This is a genomic window from Clostridia bacterium (assembly GCA_026414765.1).
Classification (GTDB): domain Bacteria; phylum Bacillota; class Clostridia; order Acetivibrionales; family DSM-27016; genus SKW86.
The window spans coordinates 68,554-88,774 of the sequence record JAOAIJ010000006.1 but is presented as its reverse complement, the minus strand read 5'-3'; the positions used below and the strand labels follow the sequence as shown (position 1 = coordinate 88,774).

Annotated in this window: 22 protein-coding genes; 14 read left to right on the top strand and 8 right to left on the bottom strand. The window is 40.2% G+C overall.

The window, feature by feature from the left end:
- Window positions 1-55: 55 nt before the first annotated feature.
- The 7 genes from N3I35_00795 (at window position 56) to N3I35_00765 (ending at window position 5,094) form a co-directional block, all read left to right on the top strand.
- Window positions 56-319, top strand: a complete 264-nt coding sequence (locus N3I35_00795; protein ID MCX8128623.1) for a PqqD family protein — start codon at window positions 56-58, stop codon at window positions 317-319.
- A complete protein-coding gene (locus N3I35_00790; protein ID MCX8128622.1) occupies window positions 320-1,456 on the top strand; it encodes a radical SAM protein in 1,137 nt (378 codons plus the stop codon).
- 150 nt (window positions 1,457-1,606) lie between these two features.
- On the top strand, window positions 1,607-1,750 hold the full coding sequence (locus tag N3I35_00785) for a hypothetical protein (protein ID MCX8128621.1): 144 nt from the start codon (window positions 1,607-1,609) through the stop codon (window positions 1,748-1,750).
- Window positions 1,751-1,826: 76 nt separating this feature from the next.
- The gene (locus N3I35_00780; protein ID MCX8128620.1) at window positions 1,827-1,976 is read left to right on the top strand and encodes a hypothetical protein; all 150 of its coding nucleotides are present in this window, start codon (window positions 1,827-1,829) and stop codon (window positions 1,974-1,976) included.
- An 81-nt stretch (window positions 1,977-2,057) separates the two neighbouring features.
- Window positions 2,058-2,933 (top strand): hypothetical protein, encoded by an 876-nt coding sequence (locus tag N3I35_00775; protein MCX8128619.1) that lies wholly within the window; start codon window positions 2,058-2,060, stop codon window positions 2,931-2,933.
- Complete coding sequence (locus N3I35_00770) at window positions 2,921-3,382, top strand: S24/S26 family peptidase (protein ID MCX8128618.1); 462 nt, start codon at window positions 2,921-2,923, stop codon at window positions 3,380-3,382. Before N3I35_00775 ends, N3I35_00770 begins: the two co-directional genes overlap by 13 nt.
- Window positions 3,379-5,094 (top strand): ABC transporter ATP-binding protein/permease, encoded by a 1,716-nt coding sequence (locus N3I35_00765; GenBank protein MCX8128617.1) that lies wholly within the window; start codon window positions 3,379-3,381, stop codon window positions 5,092-5,094. Before N3I35_00770 ends, N3I35_00765 begins: the two co-directional genes overlap by 4 nt.
- Here N3I35_00765 and N3I35_00760 read toward each other — a convergent pair.
- The 8 genes from N3I35_00760 to N3I35_00725 form a co-directional block, all read right to left on the bottom strand.
- Entirely contained in the window at window positions 5,063-6,277 is a 1,215-nt protein-coding gene (locus N3I35_00760) for a nucleotidyltransferase family protein (GenBank protein ID MCX8128616.1), read from the bottom strand. The genes N3I35_00765 and N3I35_00760 overlap by 32 nt on opposite strands.
- A gap of 17 nt (window positions 6,278-6,294) precedes the next feature.
- Window positions 6,295-7,311: a glycosyltransferase gene (locus N3I35_00755; GenBank protein MCX8128615.1), complete on the bottom strand. Its 1,017-nt coding sequence runs from the start codon at window positions 7,309-7,311 to the stop codon at window positions 6,295-6,297.
- 32 nt (window positions 7,312-7,343) lie between these two features.
- Entirely contained in the window at window positions 7,344-8,207 is an 864-nt protein-coding gene (gene rfbA / locus N3I35_00750) for a glucose-1-phosphate thymidylyltransferase RfbA (GenBank protein ID MCX8128614.1), read from the bottom strand.
- Window positions 8,204-9,043 (bottom strand): glycosyltransferase family 2 protein, encoded by an 840-nt coding sequence (locus tag N3I35_00745; protein ID MCX8128613.1) that lies wholly within the window; start codon window positions 9,041-9,043, stop codon window positions 8,204-8,206. Before N3I35_00745 ends, rfbA begins: the two co-directional genes overlap by 4 nt.
- Window positions 9,012-10,127 (bottom strand): glycoside hydrolase family 99-like domain-containing protein, encoded by a 1,116-nt coding sequence (locus N3I35_00740; protein MCX8128612.1) that lies wholly within the window; start codon window positions 10,125-10,127, stop codon window positions 9,012-9,014. Before N3I35_00740 ends, N3I35_00745 begins: the two co-directional genes overlap by 32 nt.
- A gap of 162 nt (window positions 10,128-10,289) precedes the next feature.
- The gene (locus N3I35_00735) at window positions 10,290-11,456 is read right to left on the bottom strand and encodes a glycosyltransferase family 4 protein (GenBank protein ID MCX8128611.1); all 1,167 of its coding nucleotides are present in this window, start codon (window positions 11,454-11,456) and stop codon (window positions 10,290-10,292) included.
- Window positions 11,457-11,469: 13 nt separating this feature from the next.
- Window positions 11,470-12,381, bottom strand: a complete 912-nt coding sequence (locus tag N3I35_00730; protein ID MCX8128610.1) for a glycosyltransferase family 2 protein — start codon at window positions 12,379-12,381, stop codon at window positions 11,470-11,472.
- Between the two features lie 29 nt (window positions 12,382-12,410).
- On the bottom strand, window positions 12,411-13,538 hold the full coding sequence (locus N3I35_00725) for a glycosyltransferase family 4 protein (protein ID MCX8128609.1): 1,128 nt from the start codon (window positions 13,536-13,538) through the stop codon (window positions 12,411-12,413).
- Between the two features lie 230 nt (window positions 13,539-13,768).
- Here N3I35_00725 and N3I35_00720 point away from each other — a divergent pair, with 230 nt between their 5' ends.
- The 7 genes from N3I35_00720 (at window position 13,769) to rfbC (ending at window position 20,221) form a co-directional block, all read left to right on the top strand.
- Window positions 13,769-14,656 (top strand): metallophosphoesterase, encoded by an 888-nt coding sequence (locus N3I35_00720; protein MCX8128608.1) that lies wholly within the window; start codon window positions 13,769-13,771, stop codon window positions 14,654-14,656.
- A 57-nt stretch (window positions 14,657-14,713) separates the two neighbouring features.
- Entirely contained in the window at window positions 14,714-16,054 is a 1,341-nt protein-coding gene (locus N3I35_00715; GenBank protein ID MCX8128607.1) for a biotin/lipoyl-binding protein, read from the top strand.
- A 26-nt stretch (window positions 16,055-16,080) separates the two neighbouring features.
- Window positions 16,081-16,755, top strand: coding sequence for a Wzz/FepE/Etk N-terminal domain-containing protein (locus tag N3I35_00710; protein ID MCX8128606.1), 675 nt, complete (start codon window positions 16,081-16,083; stop codon window positions 16,753-16,755).
- Between the two features lie 15 nt (window positions 16,756-16,770).
- A complete protein-coding gene (locus tag N3I35_00705; protein ID MCX8128605.1) occupies window positions 16,771-17,478 on the top strand; it encodes a CpsD/CapB family tyrosine-protein kinase in 708 nt (235 codons plus the stop codon).
- Window positions 17,475-18,317 carry a dTDP-4-dehydrorhamnose reductase gene (gene rfbD, locus N3I35_00700; protein MCX8128604.1) on the top strand — a complete coding sequence of 281 codons (843 nt, stop codon included), beginning with the start codon at window positions 17,475-17,477 and terminating at the stop codon, window positions 18,315-18,317. Before N3I35_00705 ends, rfbD begins: the two co-directional genes overlap by 4 nt.
- Before the next feature lie 74 nt (window positions 18,318-18,391).
- Window positions 18,392-19,447, top strand: a complete 1,056-nt coding sequence (gene rfbB, locus N3I35_00695; protein MCX8128603.1) for a dTDP-glucose 4,6-dehydratase — start codon at window positions 18,392-18,394, stop codon at window positions 19,445-19,447.
- 219 nt (window positions 19,448-19,666) lie between these two features.
- Window positions 19,667-20,221: a dTDP-4-dehydrorhamnose 3,5-epimerase gene (gene rfbC, locus N3I35_00690; GenBank protein ID MCX8128602.1), complete on the top strand. Its 555-nt coding sequence runs from the start codon at window positions 19,667-19,669 to the stop codon at window positions 20,219-20,221.

The following is a 20,221-nucleotide window of genomic DNA, read 5'->3' as shown; positions in this document are numbered from 1 at the left end:
TTCATTGTGCTAACCCGGGAGGCACAATACTTATTTTGAATTACGGAGGGTATAGATGCAGATTAAGAGTGGTTTTATGCTGCGCGAGGTTGCAGGATCATGGATAGTAGTTCCACTTGGGCAGAGAGTAGTTGAGTTCAATGGATTAATGACCCTGAGTGAAAGTGGCGCACTTATATGGAAGATGCTTGATGCAGGAGCGGAGACAGAGGAGCTGATCAGTATCATAACATCGGAATATGATATTGACGAGGATACAGCAAGAGAGGATATCCATGAGCTGATAGCGGCTTTGGAGCAGAAAGGATTGATAGAATAAATGCTTCATACATGGACGGAATTGACCAATAAACTGATTTCGGCCGCCAAAGAAAAGCGATTGCCGATATCCGGAGCATTTGAACTGACACCCAGGTGCAACCTCAAATGCAAAATGTGTTATGTGTGTCAGCCGGTAAACGATAAGCAGACAATGGCAAATGAGCGTTCGGCAGAGGAATGGATACGCCTTGCAAAAGAGATGCGGGATGCAGGAGTTCTATTTCTGCTTTTGACTGGTGGAGAGGTTTTTTTGCGTGAAGATTTTAAGGAAATTTATGAACAGATTTCCGAAATGGGTTTTATTATTCAGATTTATACGAATGCAACAATGATTACTCCGGAAATTGCGAAGTGGCTCGGAAAAAGGCCGCCGTCGAAGGTTAGTGTTACTCTTTACGGTTCGACACCGGAAATGTATGAAAAGGTGTGTGGCTTTGCAGATGGATATGAACGGACAGTACGGGGGATTGACCTGCTTATTGCCGAGGGAATAGTTGTAGAAGTCAAAACGACGGTAGTCAGGGGCAATAAGGATGAATTCAATAGAATTGCTGCATTTGCTGAAAAGAGAAATATTAAATTCGGGGTTGTCAACTATATTTCCCCGAGGAGAGAGGGATGCTGCTCAGACCCTGAAGGAGAGCGCTTGTCTCCGGAAGAACTGGCCGAATATGAGATGAGTATTACCGAATATAATAAAAGGAAGCATGGAGAGATAACGCTGGATCCGGCTACATACGATAATCTGGATGATTATGAGCAAAGCGGGAAATCAAATGGAGAACTATTGGCACCAAGTTCAGAAAAAGAGGATCCCTTCCGCTGCTCTGCAGGGAAATGCGGCTTCTGGATATCCTGGAATGGGCGGATGCTTGCATGCGGAATAATGAACAAACCGGAAACCTATCCTTTACAGACTGGGTTTTTACAAGCCTGGGAGGGACTGAAGAAGCTTTGTTCTGTCATACCTAACTGTGATCCGTGTTCGGAATGCTCTGTAAAGGAGTATTGTTCACGCTGCCCTGCAAGACTTCTAACTGAAACAGGTTGCTATGATAAACCTGCACCATATCTGTGTGAAACGGCACATAAGAGAATGGAGGTAGTAACCCGCAAAAACATTATAAATCTGTGAAAATCATAAATTTTCATCCAGACAGGTTATATTTGATTAAAGTACCTTATGCCCCTTTATACTTACCGGATGTATGGTCTATAACGACTGGTATGCTAGGGAACAAGGTGCTTTATATATAACATAAATCTACTAAAGGAGGTGAAGTTTATGAAAATTTACATCAAACCGGTCTTTGAGTGTATAGAACTCAGAACAGAAGAAAGGCTGGCAGGGAGCGTATGCAACGGTACCTGCCTAGTGGACACGGTAACTCCGGACGGGGTAGTGTTTACTGCCCATAATAACTTCTAGGGTACATGATTTAAAGTTGTTAATGTGAATTGATAACTTCATTAAGTCTGATTTTTTCATTAAGGAGGTGAATTGAGTGAAAGTCTATGTAAAGCCGGTTTTCCAATATGTTGAACTAAGAGCTGAAGAAAGATTGGCAGGAAGTCCCTGTGTACTGAAGGATGGCGCATGTACCATTGACGGTGGTAAAACAATATACAAATGGTGGGAAGGACTTAACGGCTAAAAGGAACAGGATGAAACTGCAATCCTGCCATGGTTTTACAGGGCAGGATTGTGGTATTTTTTCACGTGAGGAGGAATTGCTTTGTATTCGCAATATGAAGTTGCTGATATTACTATTGGTATTAATGGTGATAATTCGTATTTAGCAAACCGTATGAGTCCTTTTTTATCAAATGATAAAAAAAATTCCGATTTAAAAGTCGATTTCAAGATAAAAGAAAGTATCAATGTTCCTGACGGGGAACTGCTGATGGATGACGTAGTGAAGTGGTTCAGGAGACCTAGCAGTCAAGGCGGGTTTTCCGGCTACAGGCGCTCGGAAATAAAGGGTCATATAGTATCAATGTTTGATACTGATGAAGAGTGGAGAAATACTTCTATTACTTATGAAAATGATGCCAGTTACGGCTTTAATAATATAATTCCGGGAGAATACATTTCTTTTCATATTTTAGGTGTCTTATTCAGGAACCGGATACTAAAACACGAGGGAATAGTAATGCATGCGTCTTCCATAGATTTTGAGGGCAAGGGAATTGTGTTTTCTGCGCCGTCAGGGACCGGAAAGTCTACTCATGTAAGATTGTGGGAGACGTATATGGGAGATTCGGTAAGAGTTCTTAATGATGATTCTCCTGCAATACGCCTGCATGATGGAAGAGCCTTTGTTTATGGTACACCGTGGGCAGGGTCAACAGACAAGTTCATAAACAGGAGAGCGCCCCTTACAGCCATTGTTGTACTGGAACAGGCCCCGGATAATTCAATATGCAGAATTTCTGACAGAGAGGCTGTATATAGGCTTATGGCAAGATGTTTCCTACCTTATTTTGATAATAATATGATGAATCTTGCCATGGATTCTTTTGAAAGGATAGTTGCTGCAACACCTGTTTACTTGCTTAAATGCAGGCCGGATAGACAAGCAATGGAGTTGGTATACCAATGTGTGAAGTAAAAAGAGTGAAGGCGGGAGATATGTTTCCCGTGATATCAGAAATACTGCAGACAGATACTTCTGTGAAAATTACTGTAACCGGGTGGAGCATGTATCCCTTTCTTAGAGAGGGTGAGGATTGCGTAGAGCTTTCAAAAACATGCTTTGATTCCATATGCAGAGGAGATATCGTACTTATTAAGAGACGTACCGGAGAATATATACTGCACCGTGTACTAACAAAGAAAGCAGATTGTTTTTATATGGTAGGCGATGCACAGCAATGGATTGAGGGGCCACTGGCACCTGAACAGTTGACTGCTGTTGTGACTGCCGTCTGGAGGAAGGGGAAAAGAATATGTTGTTCTTCTACCTGGTGGAGGTTACTTTCTGCTTTATGGCTCCGGATGCTGCCATTCAGGTGTTTTATTATCAATACATACAGGCGTTTGAGGGGAGTTAGGAGATGAAACTGAAGAGTCATGGGTTGAAGGAGCTAATTAAAGTAGTAAAATGGGTAGGTATACAAATAAGGCCATTTATTTTTTCTCTGGTATTAATACTTGTAATAGGTGTCCTGCTGTCTGTATTTTCTGTAAGCTCGGCAATAGTATCGAAAGACCTTGTTGATTCCGCCGTGGAGAAAGATGCTGATAAAGCCATACGAGCAGTGATAATCTTTGCCCTCCTGATTATTGCACAAGTAGCGTTAAATGCCGGAGATTCAGTTTTGACAGTTTCCGTATCGGAGAAAATGTCAAACAATATCCGTCAGAAACTCTTTGAGTGCCTCGGAAAGGCTGAATGGATGAGCTTTTCCCGGTATCACAGTGATGATGTATTGACACGTATGACAAGTGATATCGGTGTAGTGGCAAATGGGATTGTCAGTATTCTTCCGGGTATGTTTTCCCTGGGTGTACGGTTAGTGGCAGCGTTTGCTACTTTAATATTTTTTGACCCTGTACTAGCTGTGCTGGCCTTTGTAATCAGTCCGGTGAGCCTGATATTTTACCGTTACTTCGGAAAAAAGCTTAAAAGACTGCATTTGAACATACAGGAAGCAGAAGGCAGGTATAGGGCGTTTATTCATGAATCAATACAAAACATGCTGATTGTGAAAACCTTCTGCCTGGAAGAGCAGAGCAGCCAGCAGCTTGGTAAGCTTCAGAGCAGCCGTGTGGGTCTAGTGCTGCGGCGAAACAGACTGGGTGTAGTTTCTTATTCGATGCTTTCCATAGGGTATTGGATAGGATATCTGCTTGCTTTTGCATGGGGAGCTATGAGGTTGTTTCAAGGCACAGCCACTTTTGGTACACTTACGGCTTTCTTTCAGTTAGTCGGGCAGATCCAAACCCCGTTTATCGGACTAGCCCGTACATTTCCGCAATTGGTAGCTGCCGAGGCTTCAGCCTGCAGGCTGATGGAACTTGAGAAATTACCGCGGGAGAGAGGGGAAGAAACACCTCTTGGCTGGGATAGAGCGGGTATAAGCATTGAAAATCTCAGCTTTGCATATGAAGATGATAAAACGGTGGTAAAGAATGTAAATTTTGATATAAAACCCGGGGAAATTGTCGCAGTTGTCGGGTCTTCCGGTGAAGGAAAAACTACAATTATACGTTTGCTGCTTTCACTGCTTAAACCTGCTAACGGTAAACTCTTCTTTTATGATGAGAATGGTGAAAAAGCTGAGGCATCAGCTTCAAACCGTACATTGGTATCTTATGTGCCGCAAGGCAATACTTTATTTTCCGGTACTATTTCCGAAAATCTCAGGCTTGGCAACATAAATGCAACAGAAAAGGAGCTGACTGATGCACTCCGCACAGCTTGCGCATGGGAGTTTGTACACGATTTGAAAGACGGCCTTGATACAAAAATCGGAGAAAGGGGACTAGGACTTTCCGAAGGACAAGCACAGCGTCTTTCTATAGCCCGCGCACTACTCAGAAAGACTCCGGTGCTTGTTCTGGATGAGGCTACCTCGGCATTGGATGCAGATACTGAGATGAAAGTACTGAATTCTATTAAGAGATTGAGTCCGGCCCGTACATGCATAATAATCACACACCGTCCATCGGCTTTAAAAATATGCAATAGGGTAATGAAGCTTGAGGATGGATGTATTTTTGAACATGGCGAAAAGCTTATTTCAGATTCAGCCAGTCAATCAGCTTAGCACGGTTGCCATAAAGCTCCGGTAGAGCAAGTTTGTCGGATATCGACAAATCCTTGCGGTACAGACTCCTGATAAGCCGCTGAATCCACGCTGCAGGCAGGAGTATGGGATGCCTTCTGGCATAATTGTATTTTTCACCAAGTTCCAGTGAAGATGGGAAAGCGAGCTTAAAGTAGTATTTTAGTTTTCCGGCTGATGGGTCGGAATTTTTATAATTTTCATCTCTAAGAAGCAAATTACCCATTTGCCTTACTGAGGTTTTGTTACCGTAGGTTCCCGATGAGAATACGTCATATTCCAGAAGCTGTATATACTTGCTGTCTCCATGGGTAAGTTTTTTTACAGGCTCCGGAACCTCCAGGTTGAAGAACTTGCTGCATACCTGAAGGATTGCCCATGTAAAGCGTTCCAATCTGCAGAACTTTGCCTTCTGGCAGAATAAGTCCCAGTCAATATCTTTACTTGCCGATTCGATAAGCAAGACCAGATCACAGAGCTGACGCAGACCAAAACCAGAATGCATTATGTGAACTGCCATGTGAAGACAAAGATGGAGTATGTGATCTTCAAGAGAAAGCATCAGAGCGGACCCACCGAGTCCGTCTGCCGGCACAGAATTTTCCCATACAGTTTTTTCCCATTTTTCAGCACCTTTTACAAATCTTTCATTGATCAGTGACCAGTGTACTTCTATAGGAAGACAATTTGGATGATTGAAGTGGATATGCACCTCGTTGTCGCTATCGGGGGTATATCCCATGGTTGTAAGTAAATCCCTCACACGGCCTAAATCTTCATTATGTACCAGAATATCGGCATCGCCCATTGTGCGGAGCTCAGGCTGAGGGTATAGTTTCCTGAGAATAAGCCCCTTCAGTGCAATAACAGAAATGCCATTCTCCTTGAATGCCTCGAATACTCTCACAATTTCCATGAAGCAATAACTCTGCATTGATGCAGCTACCAGTGCTGAACGCTGCCATTTATCCTGCAGCTCCTTACTCTGCTTTTTAAAAGCAGTAAGATTTTTCAGAGCAGGGTATAGCATAGCAGATATATCGTGAGCTCTGGCTTCCTTCCATAGAGCATTCCATTCTGCACCTTTTACTATACTCTCATCTGGCACTCTCTTCCGGAGTACGCAAGACAGAAGATCAATTATTATTTTTTGATTAACATCCATATATTTATCTCCTAACTTTATGCCAGAAGTTTTTTTTGTATATACTTATAAAATGACAGTAGGAAATACGATCTTTTTAAAATAAGCAGTGAGCTTATATATTTGCCTATAGTTTTCCGTTCACAGTGAATTCTGTCCATGCACTGCTCCACGAAGGGAAATTCTTTAAGCAAGAAGAATTCCGTGTTCAGATTCCGTATACTTGTATTTTCTTTACGGATTCTTGCAGAAAAAACATAGTCTATGCAATGGTAGGTAAGGTACGGATAAACTGCTTCTATTAAGTGCAGTTTCTTTTTTAGGCAGGCTTTTCTATAAAACTCATCCAATAGTAATAGAGAATCCTGCAAAAGCCGGGGATTTTTTATGTTTATAAAGGAATCTTTTCTGTTCAGATAAAAATGTAAGGGTATATCCAGACAGCAAATCGTGTTTGTAAACAGCAAATATTCCAGGTTGAAGAAAGCATCCTCGGCAAATGTAATTCTTCCGTCGAAGCTTATATCATTTTTTCTGATAATACCAAGCTTGTAAAGCTTGTTCCAGTTTTCATAACCATGTCTGTTAGGGAAATAGTAGTTGTACATGTAGTTATCAAAGCCTGTTTTTTCTAGGTGAATCAACTCCTTAGCAATACTAAATCTCGGGGGATGTACTCTGCCCTCACAGACACTTCTGGAATTGCATATTACCATGTCCGCCGAATTTTTTACTGCTGCACGGTACATGGATTCGAACATTTGAGGCTTTACCCAGTCATCAGCATCAAGGAAGCCTGCATATTCACCTTCAGCTATTTTCAGACCTGCATTCCTTGCCTGGCATATACCCTCATTTTCTTTATTTTTTATCAGTTTTATACGGGTATCGCTTTCTGCAAATTTATCAATGATATACTGGCTGTTGTCCGGGGAAGCGTTGTTTACTACGATTATTTCTATATCCCTTAGTGTTTGATTGACTACTGAACTGAGACATTTATGGAGGTAAGCTTCACTTTTATATACAGGAATAATTATTGAAACTTTGGGCATATGCTGTAACACCTTTCGTATATTTGAATAAATCAAACAGCAAGTTCTTTCAGGTAAGTGCCGTAATCTGTCTTATCCAGATTAGATGCTAGTGAAAGCAGCTGTTCCTTTCCGATAAAACCCTTTATATACGCGATTTCTTCCACACAAGCTATATACAGTCCCTGTCTTTTTTGAACTGCTTCTACAAAATTACCTGCTTCCAGCAGTCCCTGATAGGTTCCTGTGTCAAACCAGGCCATCCCGCGGCCCATGATTTCGACTTTAAGCTTGTTCCTTTTAAGGAACTCAGTATTGACATCTGTTATTTCGAGTTCTCCTCTGGCAGAGGGCTTAAGATTTTTTGTTATTTCAATTACTTCATTTGTGTAAAAGTATAAGCCTGGCACTGCATAGTGTGATTTAGGCTTCTTTGGCTTCTCCTCAATAGACAGAACATTTCCGTCCTGGTCAAATTCCACTACCCCATAGGCAGTCGGATCCTTAACGTAATATCCGAAAATTGTCGCTGAATCCAGACGTGATACAGCCTTATCAAGCGTACTGCTGAAGCTTTGTCCGTAAAAGACGTTATCCCCCAGCACTAATGCTACCGAATCGTTACCGATAAAGTCGCTGCCAATTATGAATGCTTCAGCGAGGCCGCGAGGCTGTTCCTGAACCTTGTATTCAAGCTTTACTCCAAGGTGGCTTCCGTCTTTTAGCAGGTATTTGAAAAGAACAAGGTCTCTTGGAGTAGATATAATCAATATTTCCTTTATACCTGCAAGCATCAGGACGGACAGTGGGTAATATATCATCGGTTTGTCGTATATAGGTAGCAGCTGTTTTGATACTGCAAGTGTCAAAGGATGAAGGCGGGTACCTGCACCGCCTGCCAGTATTATTCCTTTCATAATGAACTCATTTCCTCCTTGTGCTGATTATTGTTTATAAAATATAGGGAGTGAAATAACAGCTTAATATGTGACATATAGAACTTAAAGCAGCTGGATAAGTGGACTAGCGACATCTTTCCAAAGCTTTTTACACTATCCTGGCTATAGATATGAACAATGCTGGGACTATGGTAATACATTACCTTATAGCCTTCTTTGCGGATACGGTAACACAGGTCTACATCCTCAAAATACATAAAAAACTTTTCGTTCAGGCCGCCTACTTTCTGCAGTGCTTCCTTCCTCAACAGCATGAAGGCACCTAAAAACCAATCCACTTCCATAATTTCATTATGATCCCAATCCTTCATGAGATAGTAATGGTCCACTTTGTTTCTTACAGCCTCAGGAACAAATTTCTTTAAAGGAGTTCTGCACAGGAGTATATCAACAAAGCCTGCAAATCTCCTTACGGAATACTGCAAAGATCCGTTCGGATTCAGGAGTTTGCAGGATGACGCACCGCAGTCGGGATTTTGATCCATAAACCTGACCATTTTGTCCAATACATCATCAAACATAATTACATCAGGGTTCAGCAGTAAGATATATTTGCCGGAGGCTTTCGATATGCCTATGTTGTTTGCTCTGGAAAACCCCAGATTTTTGCTGCTTCTTATTACTTTCACATTGGGATAGCTGTGCTCGACTGCCGATGCGGTGTGATCCACCGAGTCATTATCTACGACAATGACTTCAAAGGCGCAGCTGCACCTGCTTTTATATAGGGAGGCTATTGTGTCTGTTACAAGATCCCTGTTATTATATGTAACTATTACTACTGAGATATCCATGAATTTTACCCTCTTTTCCTGTATTTGTTTCATTCACTAACCGCTTGATTTCTTCAAGATATGCGAATCCCGTGGAACAATCCGGCTCGAGATAAGCCCCTTCAGCCCACTCGTTCCATGCATTTATAAATATGTAATCTTCATTTATGTTTATTCTTGTTTTCTGCTGTGCAAGCTGTCTCAAATAATGCCCAAACTTTCCGGGAGATCCGTGCTTGAGAATGGTAGCTTTTTTGCCTTTTCGGGGTGAATTATCCCAGCCTGAAAATGCTCCCCTGAAGATGGTTTTTTTGCCATACACATTCCTTCTTTTGAGTATGATATTCCATATTGAATTGAAATCCAGAATATCCGGTTGACCCGTTTTTTTATTCAATAACCTTTTTATCTTGGCAGCCGGGCTTATTTCATGTTTTATCGTAAACATTGGCTCAAATTCCATAACTGCATCGGATAATTCAGTATTTGATACCTTCTGGAATGAGTTCAGAGTTTCAATAAGATATATACCTTGCAAGCCCGAGTTTTTTACTTCTTTGGTCCACAATTCTATCATCCTGTCAAGATCAGGGATGCTTGATGTGCGGTATATTAAAAAAACTGGCTTGTTGTCGATCTTTATATATCTTGGGTCTTTAAAGAATTTTATAAGATAATCTATATGCTCCTTCCATTCAGGTTCAGCACCATAAACTTGAGGCATCAGTACCTGTGTTTCTTTGCCTTCCCAGGCTCTTGACCAAGGCTCGTTTGCCCATGAAAGACAGAATGGAAAGTCCGGCTCCTTGTCCTCAAGAAGTGCTTCAATGGGCTTTTCCAGCAGTTTTTTTCCATTGAACCAATAATGATAGTAGCAAAAACCGTAAATACCATATTTTTTTGCTAATTGGGCTTGCCATACACGGGCTTCCCTATCGGTAAGGTCATAGTAATACTCATTGTAAGGTACCCGGGGCTGATTGTGGCCTTCAAATACCGGCTTGGAGTTTCGGACATTCACCCATTCGGTGAACCCCGTACCCCACCACTTGTCATTTTCAGGTATTCTGTGAAACTGCGGCAAATGCATTGCAATAATTTTCATCTTAAACACTCCGTTAATTATTTATATTAATAGTACAAACAGGAATTAATTACTTATTTTTACAGTAGAATTCAAAAAAATACAGCATTTCATTCAAATCATTTCTTTTATGCCGGCGCGACCGGGTTAACCAGGCATAAGGCTTTGAAATGCTGTACCGGATTATACGCTCTCATAAATCTTCTGATATTCTCTTGATATTAATTTCCAGCCGTCCAGGGCTGTTTTCATATATTTTTTTACATATTCCCTCTTTTCAACTAGCTGAGATGGCTCAGAGGCAATCCTGACCAGCTCGTTTTTCAGGCTGTGTGCATCAGAATGACGTACCATAAAGCCGGCAGAGGTTTTTTCTATATGCTCCTTCAGCCCTGCCAGGTCTGTAACCAGTACAGGTATTCCAAAAGAGTGAGCAAGATATATTACACCGCTTTGCGAATGAAAGTGCGTATAGGGCAATATTACAAGGTCAATATCCTTAAAACATGTATGGATTTCAGAGATATCCACATATCTGTTCTGCAGATCCACACAGGTTTCCAGCCCGTTATCCTTTAAAAAGCCGGCCAGGGTGTTATAGTATGAGGGATCTTCTGCTTGGCCGACAATTTTTACTTCAAGCATTTGCTTTTCTGCATCATTCATTTCTGCAACAGATTGGAGCAAAACCTCAAAACCCTTATTGGGACGCAATGAACCAAAGCAAAGACACCTTAGTTTAGAGGAGGGTTTATACTCCGCTGCCTGTGTTTTGGAAAAAGCTCCCGGAAGATAAACTTGTCCATGCTCAACAAATGCTACTTTTTTCTCCCCTCCTGTTTTTTGCAACAGCTCCCGGACACCTTCATTGGTAAACACAATCAGCTTGTTGGCTCTTACCAGTGCTTTTCTGGTGAGAAATCCCTGAAGCTTCATATAATATGTACCTTTATTGTAGTGAGGTTCCACGTCATGTATGTTTGATACAACCTTTACATCCCTGGGAAGAAGACTGTTTGCAGGCCCGTTGAGAAAGTAGTTTGACGAATAAAAATGGACTATATAGTTACTCTTATCTTTCAAAAAGTCAAGAAGTTTTTTTGTATTTGTATAGTACACATAAAATCTGTTTAGCAGCCAGACCGCTTTACTTTGCTTTTCTCTCTTCTTTATGGGTTCAAAAATCTTCGATACCTTAAAGTTTTTTTCAAAGCTGTCAAATTCATATTCCTTGTTTGTAAGCAGGTGTACATCTATACCCTGCTCTTTCAGTGCAGTACAAATAACAAAAGCGTGCAGCGCCCAACCTCCGAAGCCGCCGTCTTCTACTAGAAATATTTCCTTATCCAAAACTCTACCACTCCTATTTCTGTATTATTGCGTTTCTATTACCCATTCTTTTGAACATGAAGTCTGTATATGCATAAAAGAATGCTTTGAGCAAACCATAAAAGCTTGCGGGTTTCTTTAAAAGACATTTGACAAGCATTTTAACAGTCCTGTCCAAGCAGTATAAATAAAATCTGAAATTATAACTTGTACTGAAGTTTTTCTTAAAAAAGTAAAGCTTGTTTCTTTGCAGATAGTAATTTTTTAAAGGTGAATAGTTTGTATCACTGAATGATGCACTTTCCTTATGGTATATTACCGAATCAGTCAGTACCATGCACTTATAGCCGTGACGTCTTATCCTGAGACACAAATCCGACTCTTCCCAGAATAGAAAGTAATTGTCGTCAAATAAACCTATATCTTTAAGCACTTGTGTTTTGATTAGCATTGCAGCTCCGTTTACATAATCTGTTTCATATTCCTTCCTGCCGTTTTCAGCATCAGTATAAACTCTGAATTCATATTTTTCCATCAGAAGGGAGCTGTAAAGAAATTGTGTTTCTTCTTTATTAAAAAATGAATGGTTTACCGGGCCTACCACACATACGTCATTATGACTTTCGCTAAAATGGATAAGCTTTTCTAAAGCATCAGGCTCAAGGGTGATATCGTTATTAATGACGAATACATACTTGTATCCCATACTTATGCAATAGGAAAGTCCGACGTTATTGCCACCCGCATATCCAAGATTCTCCATGTTTTCAATAACCAATACATTACGAAAGCGGGCTTTGACGATTTCTACCGTATAATCTTCCGACTTATTATCCACCAGCACAATGTCATAGTTTTTATAAGTCTGCTTTTTTAAAGATTCGATGCAGTCTATAGTGTTTTTTATCCCGTTATAGGTCAGAATTATTATTGCAGTGTCCTTCATATATAAAAAATCCTACCCTCCTATAGAGACTAATTATTGAATACCGTTTTGAATTTGCGCAGCCACGTATCCCAGTTCAATTCGCGTTTGTACTTCAATCTTGATGAAGAACTGATATCCTCATAAATTCCTTCCTGAAAGAATTCAAGTATTTTATCTGCAAATTGCTTTTCGTCCGCTTCCAAAGGAAGCCTGAAACCGTTTATATTGTTTTCCACATAGTTTGCTATGCCGCCTGTATCATAAGTTATATTGGGCACACCATAGCAGGAAGCTTCACAAAAGACTATACCCGCACACTCCGCTTTTGTCGGCAGAATGAGGAAATGGGAGCTTTTCATTTCTGCTGTCAGCCTCTCTGCGTCTTTGGAATTGTTTTTATTCAGGAAACCTATTATTTTTACGCCTTCATCTTTGTAATGCCTTTCATCAGGGGCACATCCTATAATACTGATTTCGCATTCAAAACCGCGGTTTTTTATTTCATTTGCAGTTTTAACAGCTATACCGCCGCCTTTCCGCAAGTAATTTACGCCTATAAAAAGTAATTTCAGCCTGTCCTTTTCCTTTTGGAAGTCTTCTTCAAGAAATTGGTCGTCAATGTTGGCACCAAAAGGAATGACATATAGCTTTGATCTGTCTGCATGATAATTATTAACAGCACTTTCCATTGCCCAGTCCGAGCTGAATATTATCTTGTCTGATTTCATAATAGCCTGTGCTTCTATGTAATTACCCTGCCTGACATTCCATGAAGGAAGATTTGTATACTCGGGGTAATAGTCTATCATAGATGCAAAAGTAGCATCTGAAAGATAGATTATCGGAATTTTCGTTTTGGCAAAAGCAATTACCTGACACCCTATGGGGGCAAAGAGCACATCAAAGCAACTTTGTTTTGTCTTCAGATATGTATCAAGCTTATAACTCTTTAACTTTGCGTAAAGAAAAGTGTGCTCGGGCGATATGTTCCTTCCGGCTATTTTATTGTAAAAAAAGTACATTAACTTTAAGTACAAAAACTCTAGGAGATTATCTCTTATATATACACACTCAACTTCATACTCCTTTTCCAAAGTTTTAAACAGATAGAATAACGTTCCGGACCAGGACTTAATATCAGTTGTTTCCCGATTGCTTATAAAGCCGATTTTCATCCCCTGTATCACCTATTCCAATATCGTCAGTAAGTAAACATTTCATTCTGGGTTAGTTGATTGTAAATCAATTACTATTTGACAAACATTTCTAAAACATTTAAAATTATATCAAAACAGTAAAAAAATGGCAATGAAAATAACTTATTTACAGCAAAAATGTGTAATTGGTTTATTCTGTAGTTCAGGGAAATATTTAAGCCTATGATTGCGGGTTAGGAGATTTAAGTTTGCTAAAGCTGGTTATGCGGGATAGCTTAAAGTTAGCTAAACAGAAAAAAATGATGGTTATACTGGCAGCACTTCTTATACTGGTAATTCTGAATTTATACCTCAGCAACACCTGGGTTGAAGTAAATATATATAACATAAATCCGGATAAGCTTCCTGAGGAATTTAACGGGTACACCATAGTACAGCTGAGTGATATTCATTTCAGAAATCTGAGAGGATTAAAGAAAGACTTCATGGGAATCGCTGAAGAAAAAGCGGGCAAAATGGGTATAAGAATTGACTGCGTCTGTATTACGGGAGACTTGATAGACAACGGCAGGGGTATTATTACCCGGGTAGCCGATTATGTCGGTGAGATAGCAAAAAAATATCCCGTTTACTTTGTAGGTGGAAATCACGATTACAAGCCAGGGATAAGTGGCTTTGAAAAGCTTCTTTCAGATAGGGGTGCAGTTATACTTGAAAATGATGCTGTAAAAATAACAAGAGGCAAAGCCCATATGTGGATGGTAGGTATTTCGGACCATCAGTACGGGATGGATAGGCCGGATTTGGCATTTAGGGATGTTGCCATACAGGATTTCAGTATAACGATGATCCACGAACCTGTAACATTCAAAGAGCTGGCAAAAAACGGAGCGGATTTTGTAATGTCGGGGCATACCCATGCAGGACAGATCAGACTTCCATTTCTGCCTGTCCTATATTCCCCGGGACAAGGATTCTTCCCTGAGTATGGGTATGGTTTTTATACAACTGAGCGTCCCGATAATGCTAAGGCGGTTATGTATGTGAGTAAAGGAATCGGTTATACGGGCGACAGAATAGGAGTACGGTTTACAAACCGGCCGGAGATTGCAATGTTCATATTAAAGAAAAAATAAAATTTTATCTGACCATAAAGAATGATATTAGTGTGGTTAGATGCGGAGGATGATTGATTGAAGAGAAGTGTATTTAAGATAGTAACATTTATTATATTAATAATATTTGCTGTAGGATTGACAGGCTGTACGAGCCGTACCGCACCATCATTTTCATCACCGGCAGACAAGCCCGGTTCCATAGATGAAGACAGCCTTTATGAAGTCAAAGCAGGCACAATTTCTTCAAATGTATCCGGTGTAGGTGTTTTTGTTCCAGCCAGAGAAACCAGCCTATATTTCAGAGGGGTTTCCGGAGTACTTAAGACGCTTAATATAAAGCTGTATGACAAGGTGAAAGCAGGTCAGATAATAGCCGAGACTTATTCTGAAGATCTGGAATTCAGAATAAAACAGTTGCAAAGCAATATTTCCAAGACAAAAGAAAGGATATTCCAAATCAGGAACGATATTAAAAACGCTGAAGAAGCTGTAGAGCTGGCACTTATGGAGCTGAACACAGCTATGGAAGAGAAAAATAAGAGTATAAACGAAGAAATGGAATTTGCATTTGACGAGGCCAGCTATAACGAAATTGTAATGAATCTGAACAAACCGATACCAGCTGACCTTAAACCGAATCAAATAGAGGATGCAAAGAATCAGAAGGAAATACTGAAACAGCGGAAAGCACGCCTGGAAAAAATAAGGGAGCGCACCAGAAAGAATATTTTAAAGCAAAGAGAAGATCAATATAAAAAAGCTGTCATAAACTATAATTCTGCCAAGAGGAGACTGGAAAACACTACAAAAAACAGTGAACTGACAGATATGGATCTTGATACTCTCAAGAAAGAACTTGAGTATCAGCAGAAGCTGAAATCAAATTGTACTCTTAAAGCGAACCGGCCGGGAACAATTACTTTCCTGGATAAGGTAGCACTTAACGATTTTGTGGGAGAAAACTGGAAGTTTGCCAGACTTGTAGATCCTGGGGACCTGGTAATGAAATTTAATTCCGGTGATCTTGAGGGATATGAGTCTGGATTGAAACTTAAGGTTAAGATAAATGGAAAAGAATTTAGGGGGGCTGTCTATGAGCCGTCGCCAGGGGATCTTATCAAGCCTGAAGAGCCTGGTGTCAAAGTGAAATCCATGGTTTATTTCCTTGTTGAAAATCTGCCTGATGATATTCTTATAAATGAGCCTTATGAGGTATCTATCAGCACGGAGGAAAAGAAAAACGCGATTGTAATTCCCAAATCCGCTCTTAGAAGTAATGGCGCAAAATACTGGGTAGAACGCTACAAATATGGAGGCACTGAAGTTGTAGAGGTAAAAAAGGGAATAGAATCGGGCAAGAATGTTGAGGTGCTGAGTGGTATAGGGATAGGAGATAAGATTGTTGAGAGTTATTAAGTGAGCCGTCTGTGAGGGGGAGTTTAATGATAGATTTTCAAAGGTTGTTTAAATTACTGATCCGCAGATCCTGGATCATACTATTGTTATCAAGTCTGGCAGGGGGGGCTGCATGGTACTACTATACAAACAAAACAGTACCTTTGTATCAGGCAAATGCCTCTCTTTATGCACTAACCAGAAATTACAGCGATATATCGGGAAAAGTAAATTCAGACAGCTTGCTTGTAAACAGGATGCTGGTCAAGGACTACAGGGAGTTGATCAAAAGTTATAAGGTTACCTCCACTGTCGTGGAAGAGCTTGGACTTAATGATATACCTCCTGAAGCAATTGCAGCAAGGGTCAATATATCCTCGAAAAATGATTCGAATGTGCTTTTGGTTACCGTACTGGATACAAAGCCTGATAGAGCAAGGGATATTGCAAATTCTATCAGCAGGGCCTTTATTAATAAAATAAACGAGCTGACAAACGGAAATAATCTGAGTATTCTTGATGTGTCAAAAACCCCGGTTCTCCCAATAAACCTTGACCATAGAATGAAGATAATTACTGCATTTATGGCTGTGTTTTTATTATCTGTAACGGCAATATACTTCCTTGAGTTAACAAATACGAAGCTGCAAACTGTTGAAGAAGCTGAGAAAAGGCTTGAATGCAATGTAATAGGAATCATACCGAAAATGAGTATCAAATAGGAGATTAATGATTGAATGTCAATAATAGAATTTTACGAAAACCAAAACGCAGTTGTGCAGGAAGCATTATCTACATTAAGAACGAATATCAGTTTTGCGGGCAATAACAAAAAAATAAAGAAGCTGGCAATAGTAAGCTATAATGCTTCAGAAGGAAAAACAACTACTTCCATTAACCTGTCTATTAACTATGCGCGTGCAGGGTTTAATACGCTTCTCATAGATACCGATATGAGAAAAAGCCTTGAATATAAAACATACGGCGCAGATGTTGATACAGGACTTTCCACAGTAATCTCAGACAAGCTTTACATGGATCAGGTAGTACGGGCAACCAATATAGAAAATCTGTTTTTCCTGCCGAGCGGTCCGAAGCACCTGGACCCGACAGGATATTTTTCCAGCAATGAATTCAAGGAATTTTTAGCTAAAGCAGAAAAGGAATATGATTTTATTATACTTGATACTCCGGCTCTGGGAAGTGTGATTGATGCTGCTATTGTGGCTTCTCTTGCCGATGCGGCCATAATGATCGTTTCTACCGGCAGGATTAAGATGTCAGGCTTTAAACGTGCCAGAGACCAGCTGCTGAAAGCAAATGTGAATTTTTTGGGTGTAGTACTGAATAAAGTTAAGAAATCCGAATACAGAAAGTATTTTGACATATACGGATACTATTTTAAAAGAAGAATAAAAAAGAAAAAATGGAGTAAAAGAAAATGAAAATACTAGTAACAGGGGCAAATGGACAGTTAGGTAATGAGATCGTGAAGCAGAATGAAGCAATCGGACGGAATAATACATTGATACTTACAGATGTACATAACCTGGATATAACAAATGAAAAAGAAGTATGGGCTTTAATAAAGAACGAAAGGCCTGATGCTGTAATTAATTGTGCTGCATACACAAATGTTGACGGATGCGAATCCAATGAGAATATGGCATATCAGATCAATGCTATAGGGGCGAGGAATTTGTCCATATCTGCGTTTGAAGTCGGGGCTTCCATTATCCAGGTTTCTACCGACTATGTGTTTGACGGCAATACAAACCAGCCTCGAAGGGAATTTGACCATGTAAATCCTATGAGTGTATATGGCAAGAGCAAGGAGCTGGGAGAAAGACTGGTGAGGGAAACCAATCCGAGGCATTTCATAGTAAGGACTGCATGGCTCTACGGTGAGGGAAACAACTTTGTAAGAACCATACTGAAGCTGGCAAAAGAAAAGGATGAAGTAAGTATAGTCAACGATCAGATAGGAAGTCCTACCAGCACTAAGGACCTGGCAGCATGCATTCTGGATCTTACTGATACATATAATTATGGTACTTATCATGCAACCTGCGAGGGTTATTGCAGCTGGTATGATTTTGCAAAAAAGATATTCTCTCTAAAAGGTATAAATATAAAGGTCAATGCAATTACAACTGAACAGTTGGCAAGACCTGCACACAGACCCAAATACTCTGTACTGGATAATTTTATGCTTAACATTCATGGGATGAACCGCTTCAGAACATGGGATGAGGCAGTGGAAGAATACCTGAAGGCAAATTGATAAGCACTGATGTGTTTTTCATAACCTGATCATAAGAAAAATAAGTAACTATAAACTACGAGGATGGATGAATTATGAAAAATATACTTGTGACCGGTGGTGCCGGATTTATCGGAAGCAATTTTGTACTATACATGCTTGAGAAATATGATTATAAAATAGTTAACCTTGATGCACTTACATATGCAGGAAATCTGGAAAATCTTAAAACCGCGGAAGGAAACCCAAAGCATGTCTTTGTGCATGGCGATATTTGCGATACAGATTTGGTTGAGGGTTTGATGCAAAAATATGATTTTGACTATATTGTAAATTTTGCTGCTGAAAGCCATGTTGACAGAAGCATTGAAAACCCGGACATTTTCGTGAGGACAAACATAAACGGGACGTTAAGTCTGCTGAACGCTGCAAAGAATGTATGGAAGGTGGATGCGGGAAAAAGTGAAGGAAGAAAGTTCCTACAGGTGTCTACTGATGAGGTTTATGGTTCTTTGGGTGAATCAGGATACTTTACCGAGACAACACCTCTCGATGCCCATAGTCCATATTCTGCAAGCAAAGCCGGGGCAGATATGCTGGTGAAAGCATATTTTGATACATATGGAATGCCGGTTAATATAACCAGGTGCAGTAATAATTACGGTCCATATCAATTTCCCGAGAAACTTATTCCGCTTCTCATAAACAACTCACTTAAGAAAAAAAGCCTTCCGGTTTATGGAGATGGCCTGAATATAAGGGACTGGCTTTTTGTGAAAGACCACTGCAGAGCAATAGATATGGTGCTGCATGAAGGCAGGCTTGGAGAAGTTTATAATATTGGTGGTCATAATGAGAGGACAAACATCCAGATAGTAAAAACAGTAATAGGGTATCTGCATGACCATGTAGACAGGTCAATAACAGAAGGGCTGATAACCTATGTGGGTGACAGGAAAGGACATGACAGGCGTTACGGTATTGATCCGGAAAAAATCAGAAATGAACTGGGATGGCAGCCGGAAGTGCTATTTGAAGAAGGAATTGTGAAAACAATACAATGGTACCTTGACAACAGGGAATGGATGGAGCATGTAACGAGTGGTGAGTACGAAAATTACTACAATAAAATGTATGATAATGCAGGATAAATTAACACGTAGTACCTGGTGAATTTTATTACTATAACTAAATGCTGCGAGTACAAGATACTGATAAAGCCAGCTCAGGTCAAATCAGACTCCCTTCGTTCAGACAAGATTTGACTTCTCCTCGCTTGGATTAACAGTCTCTATATCCTCTACGCATACGCTCTACCCAAAAAATTTACCAAGCTGTCACAATACTAATTTTATTTTGGGGGTACAGTTTTGAATAAATTTAAACTTATAGAGACGGGTATAGACGGGTTGTGCATTATAGAGCCTACTGTCTTTGGAGATAACCGCGGGTATTTTATGGAAGCATACAATAAGAAGGATTTCAATGAAATTGGTTTGAAAATGGATTTCGTTCAGGATAATCAGTCAAAATCCAAAAAAGGTGTCTTACGGGGGTTGCATTTTCAGAAGCGCTTTCCGCAGGGAAAGCTTGTAAGGGTAATTTCCGGCGAGGTGTTTGATGTAGCTGTTGATCTTAGGAGAAACTCGGCTACTTTCGGCAAATGGTACGGTGTGCTGCTTTCAGCAGAAAACAAGAAACAGTTTTACGTTCCCGAAGGGTTTGCACACGGATTCCTTGTGCTGTCCGATGAGGCAGAATTCTCGTATAAGGTCACGGATTATTACCACCCGGAGGATGAGGGCGGTATTATGTGGAATGATTCAGAAATAGGGATAAAATGGCCGTTAGATGGAATCGGAAAGCCTGTTTTGTCCCAAAAAGATAGTTGCAACGCAGGATTCAGGGAAACAATATGCGGATGA